The 18,490-nt window shown below is 69.6% G+C and carries 12 protein-coding genes and 3 pseudogenes; 7 read left to right on the top strand and 8 right to left on the bottom strand.

What is annotated here, in order from left to right; all coding sequences use genetic code 11:
- The first annotated feature begins 101 nt into the window (after positions 1-101).
- Both KHF85_RS07285 and KHF85_RS07280 read left to right on the top strand, forming a co-directional pair.
- Positions 102-1,193: pseudogene (locus tag KHF85_RS07285) on the top strand (M35 family metallo-endopeptidase).
- A 122-nt stretch (positions 1,194-1,315) separates the two neighbouring features.
- Positions 1,316-1,618 (top strand): LysR substrate-binding domain-containing protein, encoded by a 303-nt coding sequence (locus KHF85_RS07280; protein WP_284569063.1) that lies wholly within the window; start codon positions 1,316-1,318, stop codon positions 1,616-1,618.
- 48 nt (positions 1,619-1,666) lie between these two features.
- Here KHF85_RS07280 and KHF85_RS07275 read toward each other — a convergent pair whose 3' ends face one another.
- Together KHF85_RS07275 and pmbA are read right to left on the bottom strand one after the other, a co-directional pair.
- Positions 1,667-2,044 carry a DUF4870 domain-containing protein gene (locus KHF85_RS07275; RefSeq protein WP_284569062.1) on the bottom strand — a complete coding sequence of 126 codons (378 nt, stop codon included), beginning with the start codon at positions 2,042-2,044 and terminating at the stop codon, positions 1,667-1,669.
- A 247-nt stretch (positions 2,045-2,291) separates the two neighbouring features.
- Positions 2,292-3,656: a metalloprotease PmbA gene (gene pmbA, locus KHF85_RS07270; protein ID WP_284569061.1), complete on the bottom strand. Its 1,365-nt coding sequence runs from the start codon at positions 3,654-3,656 to the stop codon at positions 2,292-2,294.
- 65 nt (positions 3,657-3,721) lie between these two features.
- On the opposite strand from pmbA, the gene yjgA reads away from it, so the two are divergent.
- On the top strand, positions 3,722-4,324 hold the full coding sequence (yjgA, locus tag KHF85_RS07265; RefSeq protein WP_284569060.1) for a ribosome biogenesis factor YjgA: 603 nt from the start codon (positions 3,722-3,724) through the stop codon (positions 4,322-4,324).
- A gap of 165 nt (positions 4,325-4,489) precedes the next feature.
- Here yjgA and tldD read toward each other — a convergent pair whose 3' ends face one another.
- The 4 genes from tldD to KHF85_RS07245 form a co-directional block, all read right to left on the bottom strand.
- Positions 4,490-5,932 carry a metalloprotease TldD gene (gene tldD / locus KHF85_RS07260; RefSeq protein WP_284569059.1) on the bottom strand — a complete coding sequence of 481 codons (1,443 nt, stop codon included), beginning with the start codon at positions 5,930-5,932 and terminating at the stop codon, positions 4,490-4,492.
- 64 nt (positions 5,933-5,996) lie between these two features.
- The gene (locus KHF85_RS07255) at positions 5,997-9,887 is read right to left on the bottom strand and encodes a YhdP family protein (protein WP_284569058.1); all 3,891 of its coding nucleotides are present in this window, start codon (positions 9,885-9,887) and stop codon (positions 5,997-5,999) included.
- Between the two features lie 134 nt (positions 9,888-10,021).
- Positions 10,022-11,512, bottom strand: a complete 1,491-nt coding sequence (rng, locus tag KHF85_RS07250) for a ribonuclease G (protein WP_003479481.1) — start codon at positions 11,510-11,512, stop codon at positions 10,022-10,024.
- Complete coding sequence (locus KHF85_RS07245) at positions 11,512-12,078, bottom strand: Maf family nucleotide pyrophosphatase (protein WP_053834901.1); 567 nt, start codon at positions 12,076-12,078, stop codon at positions 11,512-11,514. Before KHF85_RS07245 ends, rng begins: the two co-directional genes overlap by 1 nt.
- Positions 12,079-12,211: 133 nt before the next feature.
- On the opposite strand from KHF85_RS07245, the gene KHF85_RS07240 reads away from it, so the two are divergent.
- The 3 genes and pseudogenes from KHF85_RS07240 to KHF85_RS07230 all read left to right on the top strand — a co-directional run.
- Entirely contained in the window at positions 12,212-12,949 is a 738-nt protein-coding gene (locus KHF85_RS07240) for an SIMPL domain-containing protein (protein WP_284569057.1), read from the top strand.
- Positions 12,950-13,187: 238 nt separating this feature from the next.
- Positions 13,188-13,856 carry an energy transducer TonB gene (locus KHF85_RS07235; RefSeq protein ID WP_284569056.1) on the top strand — a complete coding sequence of 223 codons (669 nt, stop codon included), beginning with the start codon at positions 13,188-13,190 and terminating at the stop codon, positions 13,854-13,856.
- 165 nt (positions 13,857-14,021) lie between these two features.
- Positions 14,022-15,848, top strand: a pseudogene (locus KHF85_RS07230) (TonB-dependent receptor domain-containing protein); the annotation flags it as partial.
- A 6-nt stretch (positions 15,849-15,854) separates the two neighbouring features.
- Here the strand turns inward: KHF85_RS07230 and KHF85_RS07225 are convergent.
- Positions 15,855-16,811: an IS1595 family transposase gene (locus KHF85_RS07225; RefSeq protein WP_284566649.1), complete on the bottom strand. Its 957-nt coding sequence runs from the start codon at positions 16,809-16,811 to the stop codon at positions 15,855-15,857.
- Between the two features lie 75 nt (positions 16,812-16,886).
- Between KHF85_RS07225 and KHF85_RS07220 the strand changes: the two are divergent.
- A pseudogene (locus KHF85_RS07220) lies at positions 16,887-17,837 on the top strand (TonB-dependent receptor domain-containing protein); the annotation flags it as partial.
- Positions 17,838-18,012: 175 nt separating this feature from the next.
- On the opposite strand, the gene rlmH reads toward KHF85_RS07220, so the two are convergent.
- Positions 18,013-18,483, bottom strand: coding sequence for a 23S rRNA (pseudouridine(1915)-N(3))-methyltransferase RlmH (gene rlmH / locus KHF85_RS07215; protein ID WP_284569055.1), 471 nt, complete (start codon positions 18,481-18,483; stop codon positions 18,013-18,015).
- Between the last annotated feature and the right edge of the window lie 7 nt (positions 18,484-18,490).

Genomic DNA, 18,490 nt, shown 5'->3' with positions numbered 1-18,490 from the left:
ACGGCAGACAAGCGCATAAATTTCGGTTGCTCGCCGATTGCCGGGTTAGTTTGCATACGCCCGAGTATGGGCACCCCCCTTCTTCGACGGAGAGAGCCTGCATGAACCACGCATCCCTGATCTCGGCGGCAATCGGCTTCAGCCTGGTCGGCATCATCTCGGCGGCCACTGCGCAATCGCAGCTCACGCACAACACCACGCCACTGTAGGTGGAACTGGCGCCGGTCGCCGACGCGGACGGCCAGTATCGCGGCCAGGTCGCGGTCACCGTGCGCAACAGCGGCGAGCGCGTGGCGCGCGTGCCCAAGTGGGAATTGCCGCTGGGCGAACTCGACGCCAGCCTGTTCGAGGTGCAGCGCGACGGCCGCGCGGTCGATTACGTCGGACGCCTGGTCAAACGCGCCGCGCCGCGCGCCGAGGACTTGGTGACCCTGCAGCCGGGCGAAGCGCGGCATGCGCAGATCGACCTGGGCAACGCCTACGACCTGTCGCGCAGCGGCAACTACACCATCAAGCTCAACGCATCGCTGCAATACGCCGCATTCGCCGACGGCGCCAGGATGCAGCGCGCCGACAGCCAGCCGCAGACGCTGTCCAGCGCACCGCTGACGCTGTGGCTGGACGGCCGCGGCCGCGCGGTGCGCAACGAGCTGATGGCCGGTCCGCAGGCGGTGGTCAACGGCATCAACTACGCCTCGTGCAGCAGCAGCCAGATCAGCACCATCGGCAGCGCGGTGAACTCGGCGCGCACCTACGCGCAGAACGCCAAGACATATCTCAACGGCGGCGGCACCGGCGCGCGCTACACCTCCTGGTTCGGCGCCTACGACGCCAGCCGCTACAGCACCGCCAGCTCCAACTTCGTCAACATCGACGCGGCGATCGACCAGAACAACGGCCAGATCACCATCAACTGCGGCTGCAGCGACAGTTACTATGCCTATGTCTACCCCAACCAGCCTTACCAGATCTACGTCTGCAACGCGTTCTGGAGCGCGCCACTGACCGGCACCGATTCCAAGGCCGGCACCCTGATCCACGAGATGAGCCACTTCAGCGTGGTCGCCGGCACCTCGGACTATGCCTATGGCAAGAGCGCGGCACGCAGCCTGGCCACCAGCAACCCGGCACGCGCGGTGAAGAACGCCGATAACCACGAGTACTTCGCCGAGAACAGCCCGGCGCAGAACTGAGCCTGCGCGCCGCCTTGAACGATTGCGCCCGGACGTTACCGCCAGGTCGGTAGCGTCCGGGCGCGGTAGCGGTCGGCGCGGCCTACGACGCGCAATTCGCCGATATGCCGCAGCAACGATGGTTGCTGGACATCGCCGGCGAACGCACGCTCGGCTGCGAACTCAGCGATATCGGCAGTCATCTGGCCGCGGCGCGGGCCGGTGCCGGGGTCGCCGGCCTGCCATGCTTCCCGGGCGACGCAGACCCCGCGCTGTTGCGGCTGGAACACGCGGCAAGCGCGTTCTCGCGCGATTTCTGGCTGGTCGTGCACCGCGATCTGCGCCGCGCTGCGCCGGTGCGCACGGTACTGGACTTTGTGGCCGCGGCCGTCGCAGCGACAGCGGGGCTTGGCCTTGCAACATCGGTTGTCAGGCAGCCCACATAGAAAAGGCCCGGCGGATGCCGGGCCTTTCTCGCGAACCAGACCGCGCGCTTACTTGATCAGGCGCAGCGCGAACGGGTAGCGGTAGGCCACGCCTTCGTTGGCCTTGATCCCGGCCAGGATGCAGAACACCAGGTTCACCACCCACACCACCGGCATCAGCAACCCGCCGATCACGATGACGCTGAGCACCACGCAGATGACATACGCGATGGCGACGGTGATCTGGAAGTTCAGCGCTTCCTTGGCCTGGTCGTTGAGGAACGACTTGGCCGGGTTGTCCTTGTTGATCAGCCAGATGATCAGCGGCACGATGAAGCCGGCGATGATGCCCGACAGATGGGTGATCAGGGCGACCGTGCGGTCTTCCTGCGGGCCGGTGCCCGCCGGCGGCGGCGGCGGTGCGGTCACGTTGTCGAATTCGCTCATCGTGGTTCCTTTCCTTGTAGTGGTGAGTGGGCAAGACGTGTTGCGCGCCACTCTCGGGGGCCTGCACGAGCCTGTCAAGCCGTCTGCGCGCGGCGAGCGACGTCCGTACCGGCCGTGCCGCGGCAATCAGGCCACCCGAGCGCCCCGTCCGTCGATGCACCGCCATTGCAAGCAAGCGCTGCGACGCCGGCATCGTTGCCGTCGTCGCGGCCGTCCATGCCGCATGCGCGGCCTGGCAGCCACAGGCTCAGTCGCTTCCGGCCACCGTCATCTTGCCGACCAGCACCGCGCCGATGTGCACGTGCGAGCGCACGTCGATGTCGCGGCCGACCGCCTCGATGCGCTGGAACATCTCGCGCAGGTTGCCGGCGATGGTGACCTCGTCCACCGGATAAGCGATGGCGCCGTTCTCGATCCAGAAGCCGCCGGCGCCACGCGAATAGTCGCCGGTGACCGGATTGACGCCGCTGCCCATCAGTTCGGTGACCAGCAGGCCGCGCGGAATGCCGGCGGCGATCGAGGCCAGGTCGTCGGCGTTGGCCGCCACCTGCAGGTTGTGCACGCCGCCGGCGTTGGCGGTGGTCTGCAGGCCGAGCTTGCGCGCCGAATAGCTGCCCAGCACGTAGCGCTGCAGCACCCCGCCGGCAATCAGCGGCGCGGCACGGGTGGCCACGCCCTCGCCATCGAAGGCGGCCGAGCGCAGCCCGCGGCGCAGGTGCGGCAGCTCGTCGATCGCGAACCAGTCCGGGAACAGGCGGCTGCCGACGCTGTCGAGCAGGAAGCTGGCGCGGCGGTACAGCGCACCGCCGGACACCGCGCCGAGCAGGTGCCCGACCAGCGAACGCGCCATCTCCGGGGCGAACAGCACCGGCAGTTCGCCGGTCGGCAGCGAGCGCGGCTGCAGCCGGGCCACGGTGCGCTCGGCGGCGCGGCGGCCGATCGCCGCCGGCGCTTCGAGATCCTCGCGCGCCAACGCGCTGCTGTACCAATGGTCGCGCTGCATGGCGTCGCCCTGCCCGGCGATCAGCGAGCAGCCGATCGAATGGTGGGTGCTGCGCTCGCGGCCGACGAAACCGTGCGAGTTGGCGTACACCGACAGGCTTTCGCTGCTGCCGGCCGAGGCGCCGTCGGAATTGGCCACGCGCGGATCGGCGTCGCGGCCGGCGGCCTCGCAGACCAGGGCCAGCTCGATCGCCTCCTCCGCCTCCAGCGCCCACGGATGCCAGCGGTCCAGTTCGGGCAGCTCGCGCGCCATCAGCGCGGCGTCGGCGAGTCCGGCGGCGACGTCGTCCTCGGTGTAGCGGGCGATCGCGCAGGCCTGGGCGACGGTCGCCTCGAGGCTGGATTCGTGCAGGTCGGCGGTGCTGGCGCTGCCCTTGCGCTGGCCGAAGTAGACGGTGACGCCGATGCCGCGATCGCGGGTGGCCTCGACCGTTTCCACCGCGCCCAGGCGCACGTTGACGTCCAGCCCGCGGTCTTCGCTGCAGCTGACCTCGGCCTGGCTGGCCCCGAGTTCGCGCGCGCGCGCCAGCAGCCGCTGGGCGATGTCGGACAGGCGCTCCAGGCGTTCCAGGCTGTCGTCGCGGCGCAGTTCGGAAGTGATCGCGTTCAATGCTTTATCCTGTAGAGGTCACGGCTCCGCGCAACGCGGAGCGGAAAATTCGAATTGGAAAGACGATGCGCGGACGCGACGAAGACACCGGTGAATTCCGCGGCGACAGCCGCAGCCAGCAGCGCCGCGCGGCGTTGGACGTGCTGAGCCTGGGCGAGAAGCTGGTGGCGCTGACCCCGGCGCAGCTGGCCAAGCTGCCGGTGCCCGAGTCGCTGATCCCGCATATCGAGGAAAGCAAGCGCATCACCTCGCACATCGCGCACAAGCGGCAGCTGGCGTTCCTGGCCAAGCAGATGCGCCGCGAGGACGACGCAACCCTGGACGCGATCCGCGAGGCGATGGATGCCAACAGCGACGGCGCGCGCCGCGAAGTGGCGGCGATCCACCGGGTCGAGGACTGGCGCGCGCGGCTGCTCGCCGACGGCGACAGCGCGCTGTCCGAACTGCTGGGCACCCACCCCGAGGCCGACCGCCAGCGCTTGCGCCAGCTGATCCGCAACGCCAAGGACGAGCGGCTGAAAAACAAGCCGCCGCATGCCTACCGCGAACTGTTCCGCGAGCTGCGCGAGCTGGTGCTGGGGGCGGACTCGGGACTCGGGACTGGGGACTCGGGACTCGAAGCAGCGGACCTGGACGCGATCGAAACCGATCCCGACGAACGCGACTGAGCCGCGGCGCCGGCCGCGCGCGGCGCCGCATCCGATGGCATCGGACGCGATAGCGACGCGGCGCAAGCGGCGGCGCCGGATGCAGCAGCCGATCGCACCGGCATCGCCATGGCCGCCATGCGCGGCTCTACCGATTCCCGTTTCCCGATTCCCCATTGCCGGCACTCAAGCCGTCCCGCCCACGGTCAGCCCGTCGATCAGCAGCGACGGCTGGCCGACGCCGACCGGCACGCTCTGCCCGTCCTTGCCGCACACGCCCACGCCTTCGTCCAGCGCCAGGTCGTGGCCGATCATGCGCACCTTCTGCATCGTCTCCGGGCCGTTGCCGATCAGCGTGGCGCCCTTGACCGGCGCGGTCACCTTGCCGTCCTCGATCAGGTAGGCCTCGGTCGCCGAGAACACGTACTTGCCGCTTGTGATATCGACCTGGCCACCACCGAAATTGACCGCGTACAGGCCCTTCTTCACCGAGCGGATCATCTCCTGCGGGTCGTGCTGGCCGGCCAGCATGTAGGTGTTGGTCATGCGCGGCATCGGCAGGTGCGCGAACGATTCGCGGCGGCCGTTGCCGGTCGGCGCCACGCCCATCAGCCGCGCGTTCAGCGAATCCTGCATATAGCCCACCAGCACGCCGTCCTCGATCAGCGTGGTGCAGTTGGTCGGGGTGCCTTCGTCGTCCACGTTCAGCGAACCGCGGCGGCCTTCCAGAGTGCCGTCGTCGACGATGGTCACGCCCGGCGAGGCCACGCGCTGGCCGATGCGCCCGGCATAGACGCTGGTGCCCTTGCGCGCGAAGTCGCCTTCCAGGCCATGCCCGACCGCCTCGTGCAGCAGCACGCCGGGCCAGCCGGGACCCAGCACCACCGGCATCACCCCGGCCGGTGCCGGCACCGCCTCCAGGTTGACCAGCGCCTGGCGCAGCGCCTCCTGGGCGAAGACCTCGGGGCGGCCATCGGCGAACAGCACTGCGTAGCCGTAGCGGCCGCCGCCGCCGGCATGGCCGGACTCGCGGCGCCCGTTCTGTTCGACGATCACCTGCACGTTGAGCCGCACCAGCGGGCGCACATCGGCGGCGAGCACGCCGTCGCTGCGCGCCACCAGCACGGTGTCCACGCCGCCGGACAGGCTGACCATCACCTGCTGCACGCGCGGGTCGGCGGCGCGCAGGAACTGGTCCAGGCGCCGCAGCATCTCGACCTTGAGGTCGTTGCCCATGCCATCCACCGGGTCCAGCGCCGGATACAGCGCGCGCGCGCCGCCGCGCAGCAGCGCTTGCGCCGGCTGCGCGCCGCCGTCGCGGGAAATCGCCCGCGCCGACTGCGCCGCGGCCAGCAGCGCATCGCGGTGGATGTCGTCGGAATAGGCGAACCCGGTCTTCTCGCCGGAAATCGCGCGCACCCCCACGCCCTGCTCGATGGAGTGGGCGCCGTCCTTGACGATGCCGTCCTCCACGCTCCAGCTCTCGCGCCGCGAATGCTGGAAATACAGGTCGCCGAAGTCGATGCCGGGGCCGAGCAACGTGCCGAAGGCGCGCTCCAGGCTGGTGGCATCGAGGCCGGCAGGAAGCAACAGGCGGGTTTCGGCGAGGCTGAGGGCGTTTTCGGTCATGGGACTCAACATGGGGGACGGGGGCGCTCAGCGCAAGCGCCGGCGGCGCGGCGCAGGCGCCGATTCAGGGACTTCTGGACGCCGCAGGCGGCGCCGGACGCGACGATTCGCGCTCGATCACTTCCACCTTGGGCTCCTTCCACGGGCCGGTGACGCGGTAGGTGCGCGCGCCGATCGCGCCCAGCGGCTTGCCCAGCACCGCGTTGGCGGCGGCGCCGACCGCCGCGCCGACCGGGCCGCCGGCGACCGCGCCGACCACGGTCAGCAGATTGCCGGACTTGGGATTGACGTCGATGGTCTGGTCGAACTGCTGCGCGCGCAGGTCGGCCTGCCCGCGCACCTTGATCTCCGCGGCCGGGCCATCGATCAGCATCGATTCGCTGCGCGCCACGCCGTTGCCGAACTGCACCTGGCCGTCGATACGGTTGAAGGCGAAGCCCTTGGAGAAGAAGTCGCGGAAATCGAACATCAGCCGGCGCGGCAGCTGCGCCACGCTGAGCAGGCCGAGCACGCGCCCGGCACCGGGGTTCAGTTCCAGCAGCTGGCCGTTGCGCGCGGCCACGTCGAGCTGGCCCTGCAGGGTGGCCAGCTGGAACCCGGCCGGGTCGCCGGGCCAGGCGGCGCGCAGATGCAGCGTGCCTTCGCCGCCACGCAGCTGGCCGCCGAAGTCCAGGTTCTGCATCAATTCGCCTAGGTCCTGGCTGTCCACGCTGGCGCTGAGCTGGGTGCGCGCGGTGGCGCCCTTGCCGCGCCAGTCGCCGCTGATGTCGATCTTCTGCTTGTCCGAGCGCAGGTGCAGCTGGTCCACCTGCATGCCGTCGCCCAGCTTGCGGGTGCGCAGCGAAGCCGCGCCGAGGTTCATCGCGCCGAAACGCAGGTCGTCCACGTCCAGCGCCAGCGCCGGGATCGAAGCCGGCTCGATCGCCTCGGTCAACGGCCGCACCGCCGCTGCAGCCGCAGCCGCAGCCGGCGCCGAAGCCGGTGCCGGGTTGGCGGCGCTGGCGGCCGCGGCCGGGGCGGAGGCCGACGCAGCGCGCCAGTGCACCCGCGCCAGACGCCCGCCGAGCACCCCGCCCGGCTTGCTCGGCACGCTGAGCTCGCCGGCCAGCGCCGCTCCGTCCAGGTGCACCGCCACCGTGTCGGCCTGCGGCTGCAGGCGCAGGCGGGTGTTGTCGAACACGCCGCCGAGCAGCAGCAGATGGTCGGCCAGCACGTCGATCTGGCGCAGCGGCATCGGGTCTTCGGCGCCCGGCATGGCCGACTTGTTCGGATCCGGGCCGCTGACCAGGCCGATCCAGTCGATCGCGTTCAGCGAGGCGGTGCGCCCGCTCACGACCAGGCCGCTGGCTGGCGGATCCTCGCTCACGTGGTCGCTGCCCATCACCACCTTGACCCCGGTCCTGCCGTTCTGGTTGCGCGCGACCAGCGCCATCAGCTTGCCGAAGGCCACCTCGATGCGCCCGCTGCCCACCGGCAGCGGCACCGCGACCGAGGTCGCCAGCGGCGCAGCCACGCCCTTGTCCATCGGCGCCGGCAGCAGCAACTGGGTGCCGACCAGGTCCGAATGCAGTTGCAGGCGGGTCGGCGGCTGCGCCCCGCCGTCGGCGGTCCTGGGCAGGGCGACGCCGATGTTCCAGCGCGAGCGGCCCTGCACGTAGGGCTTGAGCCAGGCCATGTCCGGCGCCCGGTCGAGCAGTTCGTCGGCATCGGCCGACACGCTCAGCGCCGCCTCGAACGCCAGCTGCGGATCGCTCACGCCGTCGCCGGCACGCAGCGCCAGCGTGCCGGGATGGCCCTGCTGCAGCACCGCCAGTTGCGGCGCCTCGAAACCGGTGTCGCGGTAGTCGGCGCTGCCGCGCATGTCCTCGAAGGCTACGTCCCAGCGGCTGTCGGCGAGACGCGCGCCGAGCAATTCGACCTTGCCGCGCAGGTGGTGGGCGCCGACATCGGCGCGCAACGGCTGCAGCAGATCGAAGCTGACGTCGGCCGGGCCGGAGGCGCTGAGCGCGTCCAGGGTGTCGCCATAACGCTTGCGCAGCGGGCTCTGCCGCAGCATCGCCAGCAGCGTGCCGGTCTCGGCGCGGCTGCTGGCCAGCACGCTGAGTTGGCCCTGCTTGTAGTCCGGCAAGGTCGCCGACAGCCGTTGCACCGGCACCCCGCCCATCTCGCCGCGGCCCTGGATCTGGAAGCCATTGCCGATGAACACGACATCGGCGTCCACCTTCTCCACCGCCGGCCATTCGCGCTGGAAGCGGACCTTGCCGTCGTCCAGCCGCGCGCTGGCCTCGAAGCGGCCGTTGTGATCGACGAAGGGCCACTGGTCCAGGTCGCCGGACACCAGCGCGCGGCCACCGCGCAGGCGCCCGCCCTGCAGCGCGGCGTCCAGCCAGTCGGTGGCGGCCTTGCTCATCTTCGAGTGCACCCAGAATTTCTTCGCCGCCACCACCGGCGCGTCCTGCAGCTGCGCGGCCAAGTCGATCCATGGCCGCGAGCCGTCGGCCTGGAAGCGCAGCCCACCGCGGACATCGGCGCCGTAGTCGGTACCCTGCACGCGCAGCGCCGGCGTCGCCACGCGCAGGTCCTCGCCATCGCGAAACACCACGATGCGCCCGGCCAGTTGCACGTCGTGCGGCACGCCGAAGCCGCTGGGCCAGTCGAAACGCACCGGACTGGAAGCGTCCAGCACCAGTTCCCCGCCCTGCGCGTCGCCATCGAAGCGACCGCGCAGGCCGCTCACCCCGGGCGACTGCCCGACCGGCGCGAACGCCAGTTCGCTCAGGCGGCCCTCGCCGTACAGGGGGCCGCCGGCGCGGCCGGTCAACGCCACCTGGGTCAGCTGCAGCCGCGGCCGGGCCGCGTGCAGCCAAGCGCGCAGGGACGGCGACAGGCTGTCGCTGAGCGCGGCCACCGCCAGCAGCGGCGCTGCGTCCAGGTGCGCGCCGAGCAGCGCGAAGCGGCGCCCGCCGGCCACGGTCAGCCCGTCCAGGCGCTGCGTCGGCTGGCCGGCCTGGCCGATCTGCAACTGCGGCGCATCCAGCCGCCAGCCGCCATCGATCTGCCGCCAGCGCGCGGTGGCACGCAGCGTGGTGAATGCGGTCTGCGGCCGCGCGGCGCCGGCCGCCAGCGGCGCGCCGCTCAGGCGCAGGTCGCGCAACATGGCCTCGACGCTGACCCCGACGATCCGGTGCTGCTGCAGCTGCGCCCAGCCCTGCACCTGGCCGGTGCCGGCGTCCACGCGGATCCCGCCGGCCTGCAGCAGCCCCGACCAGCCGGCCAGCTCGGCCGGGCGCGCGGCCACATAGGCCTGGCCGGTGCCGCGCCGGCGGTCCATGTCCAGCACCGCGGTCAGCGGCGCCTGTTGCGGATCGATCCAGCCCTGCGCACCGACGCGCAGGCGGTCGCCGTCCACGCGCAGGCGCAGATCGATCTTCGGCAAGCGCGCCTCCACGCCCAGTTGCGGCGCATGCAGCGCCAGCCGGCCGTCGATGACCTGCAGCTCGCCCAGGCCCTGCAGCGCGTCCAGCGGATCGCCGCCCTGGCCGGTGCTCGGCAGGCCCTGCACCGACCAACTGCCATCGGCGCCGCGCAGCAGGGTCAGCGCCAGCCCGCGCAGGCGCAGTTCGGTGAACGAGCGGCCCGGCAACAGGCCGGCGTACATCGACACCAGCACCTCGGCCTGGCCGACCCGCACCCCGTCGCCGGCGCCCACGCGCAGCCCGTCCAGGCGCAGCAGCGGGCCGCGCCGGGTCCAGGCGGTCTCGACCCGATCGAACTGGATCGGGCGCCCGGCGCGCTCGCTGAGCCAGGCCTGGATGCGCTGCGGATGCCGCTCCACGAACGGCAGCGCCTGGCTCAGCGCCCCGACCACCAACGCCACGCACACCAGCCCGATCGCCACCGCGTAGAACGCGAAACGGCGGGCCAGGCGCAGGCGGCGGCGCAGGGGGGGGGGCATTCAGGCGGGACTCGGGACTCGGGACTCGGGACTCGGAAAAGCGACGGCGCAAGGATGGCCCTCGCGCACCGAAACCCGACAGCGCCCGCGCTTGTGCTTGCCGAGTCCCGAGTCCCGAGTCCCGAGTCCCGGCGTCACAACAACACCACGTCGAACTGCTCCTGCAGATATTGTTCGTCGGCCTGGAAGCGGATGCTCTTGCCGAGGAATTCCTCCAGTTCGGCCACCGCCGAGGATTCCTCGTCGGTGATCCGCGCCACCACCTTGCTCGAGGCGATCACCAGCAGCCGCGCCGCGTCGAACTGGCGCACCGCGCGGGTGATCTCGCGGAAGATCTCGTAGGTCACGGTTTCGGCGGTCTTGATCGAACCGCGCCCGCTGCATTCCGGACACGGCTCGGACAGCTGCCGCTCCAGGCTCTCGACGGTGCGCTTGCGGGTCATCTCCACCAGGCCCAGCGGCGAGAATTCGTACACCGTGGTCTTGGCGTGGTCGCGCGACAAGGCCTTCTCCAGCGTGCGCAGCACCTGGCGCCGATGCTCGGCGTCGTCCATGTCGATGAAGTCGATGATGATGATGCCGCCGAGGTTGCGCAGCCGCAGCTGCCGCGCCACCGCCTGCGCCGCCTCCAGGTTGGTGCGGAACACCGTTTCCTCGAGGTTGCGCTGGCCCAGGAACGAGCCGGTGTTGACGTCGATGGTGGTCATCGCCTCGGTCTGGTCGATGACCAGGTAGCCGCCGGACTTCAGCGGCACCTGCTTGTCCAGCGCGCGCGCGATCTCGTCCTCCACGCCGTACAGGTCGAAAATCGGGCGGTCGCCGGTGTACAGCTCCAGGCGCTCGGCCAGGATCGGCATGTACTTGGCGACGAACGCCTGCAGCCGTTCGAAGGTCTCGTGCGAATCGACCTTGACCTTCTCCACGTCCTTGCGGATCAGGTCGCGCACCGCGCGCAGCGGCAGGCTCAGGTCTTCGTAGATGATGCTGGCCGGGGCGCCGTCGCGGCCGCGCCGCTCGACCACGTTCCACACCCGCGACAGATAGGCGATGTCCTCGGCCAGCGCCTCGGCCGGCTGGCCCTCGGCATTGGTACGGATGATGTAGCCGAAGCTGCCGTGGCTGGCGGCCAGGTCGGCGACCAGGGTCTTCAGGCGCAGCCGCTCGGCCTCGTCCTCGATCCGCGCCGACACCCCGATCACCCGCGACTGCGGCAGCAGCACCAGATAGCGCGAGGGAATGCTGATCTGCGTGGTCAGCCGCGCGCCCTTGCTGCCGATCGGATCCTTGACCACCTGCACCACGATGTCCTGGCCGTCGCGCAGCAGCTCCACGATCGGCACCCCCGACGCCACCGGCAGCGGCGGCGCCTCGTCGGTGTCGCCGTTGGCCACCGGCGCCGGCCGCACCACGTCGTTGGCGTGCAGGAACGCCGCACGCTCCAACCCGACCTCGACGAACGCCGCCTGCATGCCCGGCATGACCCGCTGCACCCGGCCCTTGTAAATGTTGCCCACCACCCCGCGGCGCCAACCGCGCTCGATGTGCAGTTCCTGCAGCATGCCGTTCTCGATGACGGCCACCCGGGTCTCGCGCGGTGTGACGTTGACCAGGATCTCTTGCGACATCAAAGCACTCCGAAGGCGCGCAGCAGGTGGGAAGTCTGGTGCAGGGGCAGGCCCATCACCCCGGAATAACTGCCGTCCAGGCGGCTGACGAAGCGCTCGGCGCCGCCCTGGATCGCATAGGCGCCGGCGCGCCCCATCGGTTCGCCGCTGGCCACGTAGTCGGCGATGTCCTGCGCCGACAAGGCCGCGAAGCTGACCTGCGTCGGCACCAGCAGCACCTCCTCGCGTGCGGCGGCGACCAGCGCCACCGCGGTGATCGCCTGGTGGGTGCGTGCCGACAGCGCCGCCAGCATCGCCGCCGCGTCGGCAGCGTCGGCCGGCTTGCCGAACACGCGATCGTCCAGCACCACCTCGGTGTCGGCGCCGAGCACCACCGCATCGGCGCTGCCGGCCAGCTGCGCCATGCCGGCGCGGGCCTTGTCCAACGCCACCCGGCGCACATAGGCGTGCGCCGATTCGTCGGCCGCGCGCACTTCCGGCACCTCCAGATCGAGGATCCGGAACGGTACGCCCAGGCGCGTCAGCAGTTCGTTTCTGCGGGGGGAACGGGAAGCGAGATACAACATGACGAAAGGATAACCCGGCGGGCCTGACTGAACGATCGCTAATTCCGCAGGCGCAGACGCGACCCCGGCCCGCATCACGACGCGTTCATCGTCGCGGCAACACCCTCGCCCCATCCTTCAAGGAAAACATCCGATGCGTGCACTCTCCGTCCGTCCGCTGCTGCTGGCCCTGACCCTCGCCCTAGGAGGCACGATGACCGCCCATGCCCAATCCGCCACGCCGGCCTACGCCGTGCCGGCCGATGGCACCTTGCTCAACATCGCCGCCCAGGCCGAGGCCAAGCACGCCCCGGACGTGGCCACGCTGTCGGCCGGCGTGGTCACCCAGGCCAGCGACAGCGCCGCGGCGATGCGCCAGAACGCCGAGCAGATGACCAAGGTCCTGGCCGCGGTGCGTGCCGCCGGCATCGCCGACAAGGACGTGCAGACCAGCGGCATCAACCTCAGCCCGCAGTACAAGTACGTCGACAACCAGGCGCCGCAGGTCGTCGGCTACCAGGCCAGCAACTCGGTCAACCTGAAAGTGCGCGACATCGCCAAGCTCGGCAAGGTGCTGGACGCGCTGGCCGCGCAGGGCGCCAACCAGATCAACGGCCCCAGCTTCGAGATCGACGATCCGGAACCGCTGTACGACCAGGCCCGGGTCGATGCACTGAAGAAGGCGCAGGCCCGCGCGCAGACCTACGCCAAGTCGCTGGGCCTGCGCGTGCGCCGCATCGTCAGCATCTCCGAAGGCAGCGGCGGCGGCGTGCGCCCGATGCCGATGATGCGCGCGATGGCGATGAAGGCGGAGATGGACAGCACCCCGGTGGCGACCGGCGAGAGCAGCGTGTCGGTCAACCTGGACGTGGTGTTCGAACTGGGCAAGTAAGCCCCGCGCGCACCAGCTTGCCGACGACGGCGCCTGCGGGCGCCGTCGTCGTTTCTGCGCCCATGCGATGCCGTGGCGCCGGGCTGGCGTGCGGGTCCGCTGGCGATGCTTGCCATGGCGACGGCAACAGGCGCAATGTCGGAAACGCGGGCGGGTGGCGCATCGACCCCGTCCGCCGCGCTGGCGCGTTTGGTCGTACCGCAAGTCCACAAGACGCACGTCATCATGGAGGTGGATCATGGTTCGCACGCAACTCCCCGCTCCCTCGTTCGCTATCGACCTGTCGCGGATCCTGGCGCTCAGCGCCGCGATTGGCCTGCATCTGTTGGCCATGCTGCTGTTGCTGATCCCGCTCTCGCACGTGGCGCCGCCGCAGGCGCCGGCCAAGGCGCAACCCGTCTGGCAGCAACCGATCGTGGTTCCGATCACCCCGCCGCCGCAAACCGCGGTGCAGCCGGAGAAGCGGCCCATGACCCAACCGCGGGTGCCGACCGCCGCGCCGGTCTCGACGCCGGTGCAGACAGCGTTGGCCGACGCCAGCCCGATGCCGGTGCAGGACGCGATCGCCGATCCGGCTCCGGTCACCGCCGAGCCGAGCGTGCCGCCCGCTCCGCTCAGTGCACCGGTCGCCGGCATGCAGCTGCAATACCTGCGTGCGCCGGCCCCGCCCTACCCGCGCGATGCGCTGCGCGACGGCCTGCAAGGCAGCGTGTTGCTGCGCGTGCTGGTCGGCGTCGACGGACAGCCGCTGGAGGTCAGCATCGCCAGGAGCAGCGGCCACCGGATCCTCGACCAGGCCGCGCGCGAGCAGGTGCTGAAGCGCTGGAAGTTCCGTACTGCACTGCAACAAGGAATGCCGGTTCAGGCGTATGGACTGGTACCGGTGGATTTTTCGCTAGGCCGTTGAATGCGGGTGCGGCCCCGGTGCAGGAGCGCGCATCGGGGTCGCCTTAATCAAAAATTCACAATTCATTCACGTTAAATACATGTAGATGGCATTAGCCGACCATTTGTGTCGGCGCTTGGCAAAAATTAGACATCAAAACTTGCGCTTCCAGTTAGGAGAGAAACTGTGAACAACCCGAACCAACGGCGTGCAACCCGCCGCCATATCCTTTGCGCGTCCGTCGCTGCCGTCCTGGCCACCAGCGCCGCCGTCCCCGCCGCGTTCGCGCAGGAGGCGGCAACCACCCTCGACCGCATCACCGTCACCGGCTCCAACATCCCACGCACCAACACCGAGACCCCGTCCCCGGTCCAGGTGGTCACCCGCCAGGAAATCGATCGCACCGGCAAGAGCACGGTGGCCGAGTACCTGCAGACCCTGACCTCCGACGGCGCCGGCTCGATTCCCAAGAGCTTCGGCAACGGCTTCGCGGGCGGCGGCGCCGGCATCTCGCTGCGCGGCCTGGGCGCCGGCTCCACCCTGGTGCTGTTGAACGGCCGGCGCATGGCGACCTATGGCCTGGCCGACGACGGCCAGAAGGTGTTCACCGACCTGAGCACCATCCCGCTGGACGCGGTCGAGCGGATCGACATCCTGAAGGACGGCGCTTCGGCGATCTACGGCTCCGACGCCATCGCCGGCGTGGTCAACATCATCCTGCGCAACGACTTCGAAGGCGCGATCCTGCGCGGCTCCTACGGCCTGTCCGGCGACAGCGACGGCGACGCGCGCAAGGCGACCCTGACCGCCGGCACCGGCAGCCTCGCCAAGGACGGCTGGAACGCGTTCTTCAGCCTCGACGTGGGCAAGTCCGACGCGATCAAGATCAGCGACCGCAAGGACCGCAAGTGGATCGGTACCGGCGACATCCGCCGCTACGGCTACGGCAACGATGCCCAGTTCCTCGGCGGCGCCTACCTCAGCGGCGGCACTGTCGGCGGCACCGGTCCGAACGGTTCGGTGTTCAACAACGATGCCCCCAGTCCCCATCTGGTCGCCCTGCCCGGTTGCGCCGGCCTGACCACCATTCCCGGCCAGACCGATGCCACCGCGCAGGCCCAGGGCTGCCTGTGGGATCCGGCCCAGCAGTACCGCGACCTGAGCCCGGAAGAGAAGTACGTCAACGTGTTCGCCCGCGCCAGCTTCGCCTTCGGCGAGGGCGGCGAGATCTATACCGAGATCGGCTACTCGAAGAAGGAGACCGTGTTCTCCAACACCCCGTCCGGCGTGTCCGGCGGCTGGGGCTATCCCGGCGGCCCGGTCAACGCCAACAGCGGCGCCGGCGCCACCATGCTCTATGCCGGCCATCCCGACAATCCGCTGCCCTACGCCGCGCGCGTGCGCTACAGCGCCTGGGACGTGGGCCCGCGGGTGACCGACAACACCAATGAGTTCAACCGCTTCCTGGTCGGGGTCAAGGGCAACTGGGGCGAGTGGAGCTACGACACCGCATACCTGCATTCGGGGACCGACCTGATCAACAAGCGCACCGGCTTCCTGCGCTACAGCTCGGTGCGCTGTGTGCTCGGCAACCCGGCCTGCGCGGCCGGCACCTGGCGCATCGGCGACAACGCCGGGCTGAACTCGCAGGCGCTGTACGACTTCATCTCGCCGACCATCAGCGCGACCGCCAAGTCCAGCCTGGACATGTTCGACTTCACCGTCTCGCGCAGCCTGGCCGACCTGCAGGGCGGCCCGCTGGGCCTGGCGCTGGGCACCGAATGGCGCAAGACCAGCAACAGCCTGACCCCGCAGACCTACACCGATGTCGGCGACATCATCGGCCTGGGTTACTCGGCCTACGACGGCACCCAGAACGTCTATGCCGCCTACGCCGAGCTGTCGGCGCCGGTGCTGGAGCAACTGGAACTGTCCGCGGCGGTGCGTTACGACAAGTACGAGAGCGGCGACGGCAAGGCCACGCCGAAGCTGGGCGTGAAGTGGACCCCGGCCGCCTGATTAGCGCTGTGTCTCAGCTGTCGTACGCAGTTGCTGCTCTGTGAGCCTTCCCGCGCCGGCCAGGGCACTGGCCAGGCGCGGCACCATGGCGGCCAGGTTGAAGCGGCGATTGAAGCGGTAGGCATGCGCATGCAGGTAGCGCGCGCCGTATTTGGGGAAGTCCACCGCATGGTGGGTGCCGCTAAGCGCCGTTTTGAGATTGCCCAGGATCGTATTGACCCAACGCAGACGAGGCTGCTGGACGCCTTTGCGGCCGCTTCCGGTCACGATGGCATCGTGGGTCAGGCCTGCCCAGCCCACACCGGTGAACGCTGTCAGCCCATCACTGACGACATGGGTGCCCGGTGCCAGTGCCTGCTGAGCCCACGTGTGCACGACGCTTCTTCGGAAGCTGGAGACCACATCCAGGCGGAGATAGCGCGGGCGCCCTTGATGCAGGGAAACCGCTGCAATAAACGGCACTTTATTGCGCCACTGCGGTTGGCCTGGACCACCGGCGCGTTCGCCGCCCAGATAGGCATCATCGATCTGGACCTCTCCGTCGAGCCGGCGTGACTGCTCACGATCGGCCATCGCCGACATCACTTTGTGCTTGATCCGCCATGCAGTGCGATAGCACACGCCCAGTTGCCGAGCCAGTTCCAGCGCAGCAATTCCGTTCTTGGCTTGGCTCACCAGATAGATGGCCAGCCACCACACCCGCAAGGGAAGCTTGGTGTCTGCCATGGGCGTGCCGGCGGTCAAGCTGGTCTGTACCCGGCAGCGCGCGCACTGCCACAGGTGCTGGCGTCCCCGCTCAAAGCCACTGGCATGCGTGTGTCCGCACTGCGGACACACGAAGCCATTGGGCCACCTGGCCTGAACCAAGGCCTCGACACATTGCGCCTCGGAGCCGTAGCGGCTCAGAAAAGCCGGAATCGAAAGCCCCTTTTGGAACTGGATCCGATTGAGCGTCATCGCCGTATCTCACTGAAGAACCTGCATTTCTAAACCAAGGCAGCATCACCAGCTGAGACACAGCGCTAATCAGGCCCGGCCGACTGGATCGCCCTGCGCGCCACCTACGCCGAAGGCTTCCGCGCGCCGAACCCGGCCGAGAACGGCGATGGCGGCCTGGCCGCGTTCTCCAACGCATCCGACCCGGTGCGCTGCGCGATCGACCCGGCCAACGAATGCGGCGCGCGTTCGGTGGCGCTCATCACCCGCCCGAATCCGGCGCTGAAGCCGGAAGAGTCCAAGAGCTACTCGTTGGGCTTCGTGCTGCAGCCCACCTCCAGCACTTCGCTGACTGTGGACGCCTGGGAAATCAAGCGTACCAACGAGATCGCCCAAAGCGACACCAAGGACGCGATCCAGGCCGGCGATGTCCTGCGCGACAGCAACGACATCGGCGGCGTGGCCAACAGCGGCACCATCCTGGCGATCAATACCGATTACGTGAACGCCAACTCCTCGCGCGTGCGCGGCATCGATACGGACATCCGCCAGACCTTCGCCATCGGCCCGGGCCAGCTGGAGCTGGATGCGCAGTGGAGCCACCTGCTCAAGTTCGAGCGTACTGGGGCTAGCGGCACGGTCGATTACGTGGGCACCCACGGCAACTGCGACGTGACCAACTGCATCGGCACCCCGCAGGACCGCGTCAACGTCGGCACCACCTGGAAGCAGGGCAGCTGGAGCGTCAGCGGCGTGGTCAACTACATCGACAGCATCGAGAACAAGGACAGCCGCGGCGGCAGCTACCTGGCGTTCTACGCGGACGACACGCCGGTCGAGAAGATCGCCTCGTTCACCACCTTCGACCTGTCCGGCCGCTGGAACGTCACCGAGGCGTTCGAACTCAATGCCTCGGTGCAGAACCTGTTCGACCGGATCGCGCCGCTGGATCCGTCCACCTACGGCGGCGTCAACTACAACCCGCTGCACTTCAGCGGCGCAGTCGGCCGCTACTTCACCGTGGGGGCGAAGTACACGTTCAACTGATCGAACGCGTGCGCTACACAAAAAGCCCGGGCCTGAGCCCGGGCTTTTTGTTTGCCGATGCTGCGCAGGTCGCAGAGGTCGCAATGCGATTTCGCTGCCGGCGTCGCGCTGGCGATGCGGCCGACGCGCAACTGCGCGTCGTGCGCGCGCCGGGCGGATCAGGCGAACCTGACGCTCACGCGCGATGGTAGGGATGGTTGGCCAGCATCGCCGCGGCGCGGTACAGCTGTTCGGCCACCACCAGCCGCACCAGCATGTGCGGCAGGGTCAGCGGCCCCAGCGACCAGGATTCGCCGGCCACCGCCAGCACCTCGGGCGAGTGGCCTTCTGGGCCGCCGATCAGCAGCGCCAGGTCGCGGCCCTGCCCGCGCCAGTGCTCCATGCGCTGCGCCAGCTGTTCGGAACTGTACGGCTTGCCGGGCACGTCCAGCGCCACCACCAGCGCGTTCTTCGGCAGCGCGGCGAGCACGCGGCGGCCTTCGTCCTCGATCGCGCGCTGCGCATCGCGGCCTTTGCCGCGCAGCCCGGGTTCGATCTCGAACAGTTCCAGCGGCAGCCAGTGCGACAGGCGCTTGCGGTATTCGGCGAAGCCCTGCGCGACCCAGGCGGGGGCGCGTTCGCCGGTGGCGATGAGGCGCGCCTTCATCGCTGCG

Origin of the sequence: Xanthomonas graminis pv. graminis (genome assembly GCF_030168915.1) — a bacterium.
Classification (GTDB): Bacteria; Pseudomonadota; Gammaproteobacteria; order Xanthomonadales; family Xanthomonadaceae; genus Xanthomonas_A; species Xanthomonas_A translucens.
The sequence above is the reverse complement of the archived record's forward strand: the minus strand, read 5'-3'. Positions and strand labels throughout refer to the sequence as shown.

Coding starts and splice junctions, on each gene's coding strand:
- rng (WP_003479481.1), bottom strand. CDS start 11,512: ATGTCGCAAGAGATCCTGGTCAACGTCACACCGCGCGAGACCCGGGTG.
- KHF85_RS07235 (WP_284569056.1), top strand. CDS start 13,188: ATGGTTCGCACGCAACTCCCCGCTCCCTCGTTCGCTATCGACCTGTCG.
- yjgA (WP_284569060.1), top strand. CDS start 3,722: ATGCGCGGACGCGACGAAGACACCGGTGAATTCCGCGGCGACAGCCGC.
- KHF85_RS07245 (WP_053834901.1), bottom strand. CDS start 12,078: ATGTTGTATCTCGCTTCCCGTTCCCCCCGCAGAAACGAACTGCTGACG.
- KHF85_RS07240 (WP_284569057.1), top strand. CDS start 12,212: ATGCGTGCACTCTCCGTCCGTCCGCTGCTGCTGGCCCTGACCCTCGCC.
- tldD (WP_284569059.1), bottom strand. CDS start 5,932: ATGACCGAAAACGCCCTCAGCCTCGCCGAAACCCGCCTGTTGCTTCCT.
- KHF85_RS07275 (WP_284569062.1), bottom strand. CDS start 2,044: ATGAGCGAATTCGACAACGTGACCGCACCGCCGCCGCCGCCGGCGGGC.
- KHF85_RS07225 (WP_284566649.1), bottom strand. CDS start 16,811: ATGACGCTCAATCGGATCCAGTTCCAAAAGGGGCTTTCGATTCCGGCT.
- KHF85_RS07255 (WP_284569058.1), bottom strand. CDS start 9,887: ATGCCCCCCCCCCTGCGCCGCCGCCTGCGCCTGGCCCGCCGTTTCGCG.
- rlmH (WP_284569055.1), bottom strand. CDS start 18,483: ATGAAGGCGCGCCTCATCGCCACCGGCGAACGCGCCCCCGCCTGGGTC.